Below are 9829 nucleotides of genomic sequence, written 5' to 3'. Positions count from 1 at the left end.
CCCGTTCGCCACTCGTCAGCATCCGAAGACCTGTTACCGTTCGACTTGCATGTGTAAGGCATGCCGCCAGCGTTCAATCTGAGCCAGGATCAAACTCTACAGTTCGATCTTGATAAATTTAAAGTCTCTCGACTTCACTCATAAAAACGGAATTGAAGTGAACTTCACTTCTATCTCCATGAGCGTTTGATTAGTTCTAAAAGAACTTGGCAATTCGCCTTCAAACGCCCACGCTTATCGGCTGTATCTTTTTAAAGAAACATCCCAAAAATCTCTTCTTGGAACTTAACCCCGCTGCGATCAGCAAGGACATCAATGATACCACAATCTTTAACCCTTGAGATAAAAAGGAATTTTCATCCTTCATCTCACCCAGAAAACAAAGAAGCTCTTGCGAGCTTCTTTGTTGCATCTGGCGGAAACGGAGGGATTCGAACCCTCGATGAGGCTCTACACCCCATACTCCCTTAGCAGGGGAGCACCTTCGGCCACTCGGTCACGTTTCCAGAATGACGCTATTGTAAGCAGCTTTTTTGACTACTTTTTGGAAAACGCGAAAATTATTCGCTTTTGTCCAAACCAAATGCCGTGTGCAGGGAGCGCACAGCCAGCTCCAGGTACTTCTCATCAATCACAACGGAAGTCTTGATCTCGGAGGTAGAGATCATTTGAATGTTCACGCCTTCCTGACTCAGCGTGCGGAACATCGTCGATGCAACACCGACATGACTGCGCATACCGATGCCGACAATGCTGACTTTGGCAATGTTCTGGTTACCCACAACTTCAGAGGCACCCAACGCTGGAGCAACCTTGTCGCGCAGCAATTCCAGAGCACGCTGGTAGTCACCCTGATTGACTGTAAAAGAGAAATCAGTCTTTCCATCTTTAGAGATGTTCTGAATGATGACGTCAACTTCAATATTGGCATCAGCCACAGGACCCAAGATGCCAGCAGCAATGCCAGGGGTGTCGGGCACGCCGAGCACGGAGATCTTGGCTTCGCCACGGTTGAATGCGATGCCAGAAACAACGGCTTTTTCCATTTTCTCGTCTTCCTCAAAAGTAATCAGCGTGCCGGACTTGGCCTCTTCGTCCAAATCGATATCCCAGGGCGTGAAGCTTGAGAGCACCCGCATAGGAACTTTGTACTTGCCAGCAAATTCCACGGAGCGGATCTGCAGCACCTTGGAGCCCAGGCTGGCCATCTCCAGCATTTCTTCAAAACTGACCGTCCCCAAGCGCTTGGCAGCAGGCACCACGCGGGGGTCTGTGGTGTAAACACCGTCTACGTCGGTATAGATCAGGCACTCATTGGCCTTCAAGGCTGCGGCAATTGCCACTGCAGAGGTGTCAGAGCCGCCACGCCCCAGCGTGGTGACATTGCCTTGCGGATCAATACCTTGAAAGCCGGTAATGATGACCACGCGGCCGGCATCCAGATCGCCACGCACACGGACGTCATCAATCGATTCAATGCGCGCCTTGGTGTAGCTGCTGTCGGTGCGCACAGGTACCTGCCAGCCTGCGTAGCTGATGGCGTCCATGCCCTCAGACTGCAGTGCAATCGCCAGCAGTGCCGACGATGCCTGCTCGCCCGTAGACGCCAACATGTCCAGCTCACGGTAGTACGAAGACTTGGCTTGGCTGGGTGCCAATTCACTGGCCAGACCCAGCAGACGATTGGTTTCGCCACTCATGGCGCTGGGTACAACCACCATTTGGTGGCCTGCCCGAGCCCACTTGGCCACACGCTTGGCAACATTGCGAATGCGCTCTGGAGAGCCCATTGAGGTGCCGCCGTATTTATGAACGATCAGTGCCATTGGATATGTAGGGTGACGAAACTGCTTGCCACGGCGCTGTTGGATGAAACGTGTTTTGGCGCGCCGCCGGTTTTCGTACTCAATGATTGGGACCAAAACTCAGGGATTGTACCAACCGAGCTTGCCCCCAACCCTTACGGCAAACCCGTAGCCCACCTTGATACGGATTTGGTGGCCTCGCGTATGACAGGCGCTGATTTGCCGCAGCAGCTCCTGCAACTGTGCTGTCGAGGGCGTGACTTGGTGGTACTGCAGCAACCAATGGCGCAACACATTGGCCTGACGCTCTTCACTAAGCTGCTGCAGTGCTTTAATTACAGGCGGTACGCCCACAGACTGCAAATCCAGCTGTGCCAGGTCCTGCAGCAAGCGCTTGGCTTGCGCAGCGTGGGCACTGCTGCGTGAAAAAGTGTCACGAAACTGGGGGAAGACTTGCTCCAGCATGGGCAGCAATTGCAAGCGAATGCGGTTGCGCGTGTAACTCGAGTCGGCATTGGTTGGGTCTTCCACCCAGGCAATGGCTTGCACTTTTAGCCAAGCACGAATATTCGCTGCATCCACCCCCAGCAATGGGCGATACCAATCCAGCCCCTCGCGCTGCCAATGTGATGGCATGGCGGCCAGACCAGCGACACCCGCCCCCCGCGACAAAGCCAGCAGCATGGTCTCCACCTGGTCATCCGCATGCTGGGCCAGCGCAATACTCGCCATGGGCTCGGCAAAAGCCTGGCGCGCATGCGCAATCAATGCGCTGTAGCGATGGCGGCGCGCAGCGTCTTCAGGGCTTTGCCCTGCTTGGTGGCGCGCATCTACATGCACGACCGACAAAGGCACGTGAAGCTGCGCGCACACCGCGCGGCAGTGCGCTTCAAAAGTATCTGCAGCAGCCTGCAACCCGTGATGGACATGAATGGCGTACACCTGACCCGGCCAGCGCCGGGCACAGGCATGCAGTAAGGCGGTGGAATCTGCACCCCCGCTGTAAGCCACCACCAAAGGCAATACAGGCGCAAAGGCTTGAATGGAGTGATCAACCGAAACCGTCATCACCCCTTCCGCCTTTCAAACTTAGTAGCTATTAACGCTTGCACAGCAATACTTTCAACATGAAATATATTTAAAAGTCTTTGTACATAAGCGCAAGAAGCTATCAATATACAAAAAATCTCTCACATAACAAAAATGGTCCCGCAGGACCATTTTTGTGCTGATACTGCGGCTTGCCAAGCAAACCACAGAGCATTAGCTGACCTTCGTATCGTTGAAACGACCATAGCTTTGCAGACGCTCATAACGGCGGTCTTGCAATTCTTTGGGCTTCAGGTCTGACAGCTGGCGCCATGCATCAGCCAGGGCACGCTTGAGCAGGCTGCCCATATGTTTGTGGTCACGCTGAGCGCCCCCCACTGGCTCGTTCACAATTTTGTCGACCAAGCCCAGCGCCTTCAGGCGGTGTGCAGTGATGCCCATGGCATCTGCGGCCAGCTCGGCTTTTTCGCCGGTTTTCCACAAAATGGAAGCACAGCCTTCAGGGCTGATTACGGAGTACACCGAGTATTGCAGCATCAGCACTTGGTCTGCCACCGAAATTGCCAGTGCACCGCCAGAGCCACCTTCACCGATCACGGTAGTGATGATGGGGGTTTGCAGCTGCGCCATCTCAAAGATGTTGCGACCAATGGCCTCGGACTGGCTGCGTTCTTCGGCATCAATTCCTGGGAAAGCGCCGGGCGTATCCACAAACGTGAACACAGGCAGCTTGAACTTCTCAGCCGTCTTCATCAGGCGCAGCGCCTTGCGGTAGCCCTCGGGCTTGGTCATGCCAAAGTTGCGCATTGCGCGCTCTTTGGTGTCACGGCCCTTTTGGTGACCAATGATCATGCAAGGCTGGCCGTTAAAACGCGCCAAGCCACCCACAATGGATTTGTCATCGGCAAAGTGGCGGTCGCCGTGCATCTCGACAAAGTCGGTAAAGCACTCGCGCACATAGTCCAGCGTGTAAGGGCGCTCAGGATGGCGCGCAATCTTGGTGATCTGCCAGGGGGTCAGATCACTGTAGATGTCCTTGGTGAGCTGGCCGCTCTTTTTGCTCAGTTGGTCGATCTCTTCCGAGATGTCCACCGCATTTTCCGTCTGCACATAACGCAGCTCTTCGATTTTGGCTTCGAGCTCAGCAATAGGCTGTTCAAAGTCCAGAAAGGTTTTTTTCGCCAAGTTGTTTCTCCTTGTCCCGGCCTGCGCGATGGGGCCTAGAAATTCTTCATCAGGCCTCAAGCTGCGGATCGAGCGAGCGCCAAATATACCAAGTTGCCACGGTGCACCAAGGTTTCCAGGCCTCGGCCACTTCTCGGGCTTCACTGCGACTCACAGGATCATCCGAGAAATAGCTCTGGCTAATGCCCTTGAGCAAGCCCACGTCATCCAGAGGTAAAACGTTGGGCCGCAGCAGATAAAAGATCAGGAACATTTCGGCCGTCCAGCGACCGATGCCACGAATAGCAGTGAGCTCAGCAATGATGAGTTCATCATCCATCTGCTCCCACTCTTGCACATGCAAGCGGTTTTCCGTGAAGTGCAGTGCCAAGTCCACCAGATAGTCCACTTTGCGGGCAGACAAGCCTGCGCCGCGCATGTCGTCGACTTTCAGCAGCAATACATTGGCCGGAGTCATCGCTTGCAGCAAAGCACTGAAACGCTTCCAGATGGATGCTGCAGACTTCACTGAAACCTGCTGACCCACAATGGAGCGCGCCAGCGTGATGAACGGATCACCACGTGTTTGCAGCGCCTCAGCACTGAATTGCGGAATGAGGCGACGCATCACCCGGTCTTTTTTGACCAGATGTTTGCACGCCTCAGCCCAATACACCGGCGCATGCGCTGGTGGCAGGGGTAATTCTTTGAGAGTGGGTGACATCAAAAACACACGCACTCAGTGGTTACTGAGCGGCCTCCCACGTTGTTCCTGCAGACGAATCCTTGAGCACAATGCCCTGCTCCAGCAGCGCCTTGCGAATGCGATCCGCTTGCGCCCAGTTCTTTTCAGCTTTGGCTGTAGCGCGCGCAGCAATCTGCGCCTCGATAGCCGCAGCATCAACGCCTGCTGCGCCAGCTTGCAAGAATTTTTGCGGATCGTCTTGCAGCAAGCCCAAGCATGCACCCATCGCTTTGAGCAAGCCAGCCACTGCGGGAGACTGCGTGCGATTGACTTCACCCGCCAGCTCGAACAGCACAGCCACCGCTTCAGGCGTGCCAAAGTCCTCATCCATGGCGGCCTTAAAGCGCGCAGCATGGGGCTCTGACCAATCGATTTGCACCGCCACCGGCGTGACCAAGCTCAAGGCTGTATACAGGCGTTTTAACGCATTGCGGGCATCGTCCAGATGCACGTCCGAATAATTGAGCGGGCTGCGGTAATGGCTGCGCACCACAAAGAAACGCACAGTTTCTGCGTCGTATTCCTTGAGAACATCACGGATAGTGAAGAAGTTACCCAAGGACTTGGACATCTTCTCGTTATCAACATTGATGAAGCCGTTGTGCATCCACGTTTGTGCAAAAGGTTTGCCCGTGGCGCCTTCGCTTTGTGCAATTTCGTTTTCATGGTGAGGAAACTGCAAGTCAGCGCCACCACCATGAATATCAAAGCTCTCACCCAGCATCTCGCAACCCATTGCTGAGCACTCGATGTGCCAGCCGGGACGGCCTTCGCCAAATGGGCTTTGCCACTTCACGTCTGAAGGCTCCTCGGGCTTGGAGGATTTCCACAGCACAAAGTCAAAGGGGTCGGTCTTGCCGTCTTGGACAGCAACGCGCTCACCAGCCTGCAACTCATCAAGCGACTTACCTGACAACTTGCCATAGCCAGGAAATTTGCGCACGGCAAAGTTCACATCGCCATTACCTGCCTGATAGGCCAGCCCCTTGTCTTGCAAGGTGCCAATCATTTTGAGCATTTGCGGCACATAGTCGGTGGCACGCGGCTCGTGCGTGGGGCGTTCAATACCCAGCGCATCGGCATCTTGATGCAATGCATCGATCATGCGATCCGTCAGGCTGCGAATGGTTTCGCCATTTTCAACAGCTCGCTTGATGATCTTGTCGTCAATATCCGTGATATTGCGCACATACGTCACCCGCATGCCGCTGGCGCGCAGCCAGCGCTGCACCACATCAAAAGCAACCATGGAACGTGCATGGCCCAGATGGCACAGGTCGTAGACCGTCATACCGCACACATACATACGTACATGTCCAGTTTCCAGCGGCGAAAAAGCCTCCAATGCACGCGACAGCGTGTTGTAGATACGCAAACTCATGGAGTGTCAAAAAACGGAAGATTGGGAGGGAGCGGCAGCACATTGCTTGTGCCACACTGTCTCCTTGCTGTAGCCGGGACAAGGTCTGTGACAGGGCTGCCAACGCCAAACGTCAACACCCCCTCAGCTACAATCTTGCGCAGTATAAGCCCGCCACGCTGGCAGGTTCCTGTTGCCTCTGGAAAGCACCTACATGTCCTCTTACCTCCATCCTCGATCCATGTTGCGCCTGCTGGCTCTGTCTGGTTTTTTGATCGCGGGTGTTGCGCAAGCGGATATGTACGACGATGTCGCCGCCTTGGCCAAATCGGGCAAGCCTGCAGAAGCTATTGCAAAGGCTGATCAGTATTTGAGCAACAACCCCCGAGATCCGCAAATGCGTTTTCTCAAAGGTGTCGCCCAATCTAAAGCCGGCGACTTAGAGGCTGCCACCACCACATTTCAGACCCTGGTTGAGGAATACCCAGAGCTGCCAGAGCCCTACAACAACTTGGCTGTGATTTACGCCAGCCAAGGCCAGCTTGACAAGGCACGCGGCGCGCTAGAGATGGCTGTGCGCAACAACCCCAACTACGCTGTCGCGCATGAGAATCTTGGCGACATCTACGCCCGCTTGGCACATGACTCGTACAACCAGTCTCTCAAGCTCAACGGCAACAACCGCGCACTCAAACTCAAGCTGTCCACACTGACAGACATGCTGCAGCCAGCAACGCGTTGATTGAACCTATGGCCCTGTGGTGAATCCGACAGGGCATCGGCCTGTGCTGAAGGTCTCTTATTTTCAAAATTTGTATTGCACCACCGCAAGGAGCACCGCTATGACGTTGTCCCGCAGAAATCTGACACTTACTTTGGCTGGCATTGTGCTGACCAGCACCTCTGGCCTAGTAATGGCACAAGATGCAGCCAAACCACGCGTGAAATTCACCACCAATATGGGTGAATTTGTCGTGGAACTTGACCCGGCAAAAGCCCCAAAGACTGTAGAGAATTTTTTGCAGTATGTGGCCGATAAACACTACGAAGGCACTGTTTTCCACCGCGTGATTGACGGCTTCATGATCCAGGGCGGCGGGTTCACTGCCGATATGCAGCAAAAAACCAACCGTGCACCCATTGCTCTGGAAGCCAAGAACGGCCTGAAAAATGACCGCTACACCATTGCCATGGCTCGCACAGGCAACCCCAATTCAGCCACTTCGCAGTTCTTCATCAATGTAGCCAACAACGACATGCTGAACGCTCCTCAGCCTGATGGCCACGGTTATGCCGTGTTTGGCAAAGTGGTTCAAGGTCAGGCAGTGATCGACAAAATACGCACAGTACCTACGGGCAACCGTGGCATGCACCAAAATGTGCCCACTTCTGCCATCACCATTACTTCGGCTGCACTGATCAAGTAATGGTCAAGGCGCTTGTTTTATTCCCTTTTCAGAAAGTTTTGCCATGAGCAACCCTCAAGTTGAGCTGCACATCACCATCAACGTTGCTGACACCGCCACCCAAGGCGTGATCACCCTTGAGCTGGACGCAAAGAACGCGCCCAAGTCGACCGAAAACTTCCTGAACTACGTCAACAGCGGCTTCTACAACGGCACCATCTTTCACCGCGTGATCAAGAACTTCATGATCCAAGGTGGCGGTTTCACGGCCGACATGAAGCAAAAGCCTGTGAACGACCCCATCGAAAACGAAGCCAAGAACGGTCTGAAGAACGCCAAGTACACCATCGCCATGGCACGTACCAGCGATCCCCACAGCGCTACTGGCCAGTTCTTTTTGAACACTGTTGATAACGACTTTCTCAATCACACATCACCCACAGCCCAAGGCTGGGGTTACGCTGTGTTCGGCAAGGTTGTCAAAGGCGAAGACATTGTGGACGCCATCAAAAAGGTGCGTACAACTCGCAAGGGCTTCCATGACGACGTGCCTTTTGATACCGTGATCATCGACAAGGCTGTGGCGATTTAAGCCCGCAGCCCTCAGGTCTTGACTGCCGACCATTTAACGGCCGTGCTGCCTGCGCAGGAGCTAGTAGCTCCTGCGAACTGGCGCACGGCCGAATTTATTTCTGACCTGCACCTAGACCCCGCAGAGCCAGGTACGCTAGATGCCTGGCGCAACTACCTGCGCACCACGCAAGCCGATGCGGTGTTCATGCTCGGTGATTTGTTTGAGGTCTGGGTGGGCGACGACACGCTGGACGAGCCTGGCAGCTTTGAAGCCCAAGCGGCAGCCATTTTGAAAGAAGCCAGCCAGCACCGCGCTCTCTTTTTCATGGTGGGCAATCGCGATTTCTTGGTCGGCGATACATTCTTGCAGCGCTGCGGCATGACGGGCCTGAGCGACCCCACTGTCTTGGTGTTTGGTGAGCGTCGCATTCTCCTGAGCCACGGCGATGCGCTGTGTCTGGGTGATGTGGACTACCAGAAATTTCGAGCCATCAGCCGCTCTGCGCAATGGATGCAGCAAACGCTGAGCCAACCATTGGCTGCTCGCCGCGCGCTGGGCAAGGCCATGCGCGCACAAAGCCAACAGCATAAAGACAGCGGTGCTCAATATGCCGACGTTGACACCCTCGCCACCCTGCGATGGATGGATGCAACAGACACCGAATGGCTCATCCACGGCCATACACACCGCCCTGCAGACCATGTGCTAGCGCCCAGCAAGCAGGGTACTGCACGCACGCGCATTGTGCTCAGCGACTGGCACATTGATGGTCACACTCACCGTGCAGAAGTTCTGCGCCTTACGCCGCAGGGCTGGCAGCGCTTGCCGTTTTGATGCCCATGTGGAAAAAAATCTCTGACTGGCTGCGCCACAGCTTGCCTGGCAGACTAGGGGCACCACCAGAGATTCCAGTCACTCTGTGGCAATCCACGCTCCAGCAACACGCCTTCTTGCAGCAGCTTGCACCCCAAGAGCTGCTGCAACTGCGCGCACTGTGCGCGCATTTTTTACAGCGCAAACAATTTTCTGGTGCCGACGGCCTCGAAATTACCGATGCCATGGCGCTGGCAGTCGCTGCGCAAGCCTGCGTGCTGCTGATTCACTGGGGAGCACCACAGCAGGCACTGCGCTGGTATGACGACTTTGTCGGCATCATCATTTACCCCGGCGACGTCATTGCGCGCCGCACAGCCATTGATGCTGCAGGCGTGGTCCACCATTACAGCGAGACATTGATGGGAGAAGCCATGGAGCGCGGCCCCGTCACCCTGAGCTGGGCGGCAATTCAACCAGGTGGACACCCTCACTTGGGAGCTGGCAGCAATGTGGTCATCCACGAGTTTGCGCACAAGCTGGATATGGCCAATGGCGGAGCAGATGGCTGTCCTCCGCTACCTGCGGGCTTTATGGACTGCACTTCATCAGCTCAAGCTCAACGGATGTGGTCAAGCACTTGGCTGGCGGCTTATGAGACTTTTTGCGAGGCCTTGACCAACCACCAGCGCTTTGGGCAGCCAGCTCCTTGGCTGGATGCCTATGGCGCAACAGATCCTGCAGAGTTTTTTGCAGTGGCATGCGAAGCCTACTGGGTCGCTCCTGCTCAATTTGCCCAAGCCCTTCCAACGCTCCCGCCTTTGCTGGATGCCTTGTTTCAGCGGCCTGGCGCGCACCAGATTTAAAGGCACGCCAATAAAAAAAGGCACCACGAGGTGCCTTTTTATCGGT

10 protein-coding genes, 1 tRNA gene and 1 rRNA gene are annotated in these 9829 nt (G+C 55.0%); 5 read left to right on the top strand and 7 right to left on the bottom strand.

What is annotated here, in order from left to right; all coding sequences use genetic code 11:
• From IB213_RS05110 to cysS, 7 genes are all read right to left on the bottom strand, one after another.
• A 16S ribosomal RNA gene (locus IB213_RS05110) occupies positions 1 to 105 on the bottom strand; the annotation flags it as partial.
• Between the two features lie 308 nt (positions 106 to 413).
• Positions 414 to 506 (bottom strand) — tRNA-Ser (locus tag IB213_RS05105).
• 54 nt (positions 507 to 560) lie between these two features.
• Positions 561 to 1826 carry an aspartate kinase gene (locus tag IB213_RS05100; RefSeq protein WP_191724588.1) on the bottom strand — a complete coding sequence of 422 codons (1266 nt, stop codon included), beginning with the start codon at positions 1824 to 1826 and terminating at the stop codon, positions 561 to 563.
• A gap of 99 nt (positions 1827 to 1925) precedes the next feature.
• Positions 1926 to 2873, bottom strand: coding sequence for a tRNA lysidine(34) synthetase TilS (gene tilS / locus IB213_RS05095; RefSeq protein ID WP_192405591.1), 948 nt, complete (start codon positions 2871 to 2873; stop codon positions 1926 to 1928).
• 195 nt (positions 2874 to 3068) lie between these two features.
• Entirely contained in the window at positions 3069 to 4040 is a 972-nt protein-coding gene (locus IB213_RS05090) for an acetyl-CoA carboxylase carboxyltransferase subunit alpha (RefSeq protein WP_191724590.1), read from the bottom strand.
• Between the two features lie 49 nt (positions 4041 to 4089).
• Positions 4090 to 4743 carry a DNA-3-methyladenine glycosylase gene (locus tag IB213_RS05085; protein WP_192405590.1) on the bottom strand — a complete coding sequence of 218 codons (654 nt, stop codon included), beginning with the start codon at positions 4741 to 4743 and terminating at the stop codon, positions 4090 to 4092.
• Between the two features lie 22 nt (positions 4744 to 4765).
• A complete protein-coding gene (gene cysS / locus IB213_RS05080; RefSeq protein WP_192405589.1) occupies positions 4766 to 6145 on the bottom strand; it encodes a cysteine--tRNA ligase in 1380 nt (459 codons plus the stop codon).
• A gap of 193 nt (positions 6146 to 6338) precedes the next feature.
• Here cysS and IB213_RS05075 point away from each other — a divergent pair, with 193 nt between their 5' ends.
• The 5 genes from IB213_RS05075 to IB213_RS05055 all read left to right on the top strand — a co-directional run bounded on the left by IB213_RS05075 (position 6339) and on the right by IB213_RS05055 (position 9783).
• Complete coding sequence (locus tag IB213_RS05075) at positions 6339 to 6866, top strand: tetratricopeptide repeat protein (protein ID WP_192405588.1); 528 nt, start codon at positions 6339 to 6341, stop codon at positions 6864 to 6866.
• 100 nt (positions 6867 to 6966) lie between these two features.
• Positions 6967 to 7551 (top strand): peptidylprolyl isomerase, encoded by a 585-nt coding sequence (locus IB213_RS05070; RefSeq protein ID WP_191724594.1) that lies wholly within the window; start codon positions 6967 to 6969, stop codon positions 7549 to 7551.
• Positions 7552 to 7594: 43 nt separating this feature from the next.
• Entirely contained in the window at positions 7595 to 8122 is a 528-nt protein-coding gene (locus tag IB213_RS05065; RefSeq protein ID WP_191724595.1) for a peptidylprolyl isomerase, read from the top strand.
• An 18-nt stretch (positions 8123 to 8140) separates the two neighbouring features.
• The gene (locus tag IB213_RS05060; protein ID WP_192405587.1) at positions 8141 to 8938 is read left to right on the top strand and encodes a UDP-2,3-diacylglucosamine diphosphatase; all 798 of its coding nucleotides are present in this window, start codon (positions 8141 to 8143) and stop codon (positions 8936 to 8938) included.
• Positions 8938 to 9783, top strand: a complete 846-nt coding sequence (locus tag IB213_RS05055) for a M90 family metallopeptidase (RefSeq protein ID WP_192405586.1) — start codon at positions 8938 to 8940, stop codon at positions 9781 to 9783. The genes IB213_RS05060 and IB213_RS05055 overlap by 1 nt, the downstream gene beginning before the upstream one ends.
• Positions 9784 to 9829: the final 46 nt, after the last annotated feature.

The sequence above is a fragment of the Comamonas sp. CMM02 genome, from assembly GCF_014851485.1.
GTDB classification, from domain to species: Bacteria; Pseudomonadota; Gammaproteobacteria; order Burkholderiales; family Burkholderiaceae_C; genus Comamonas; species Comamonas avium.
This window is presented reverse-complemented; position numbering and strand designations above follow the sequence as displayed.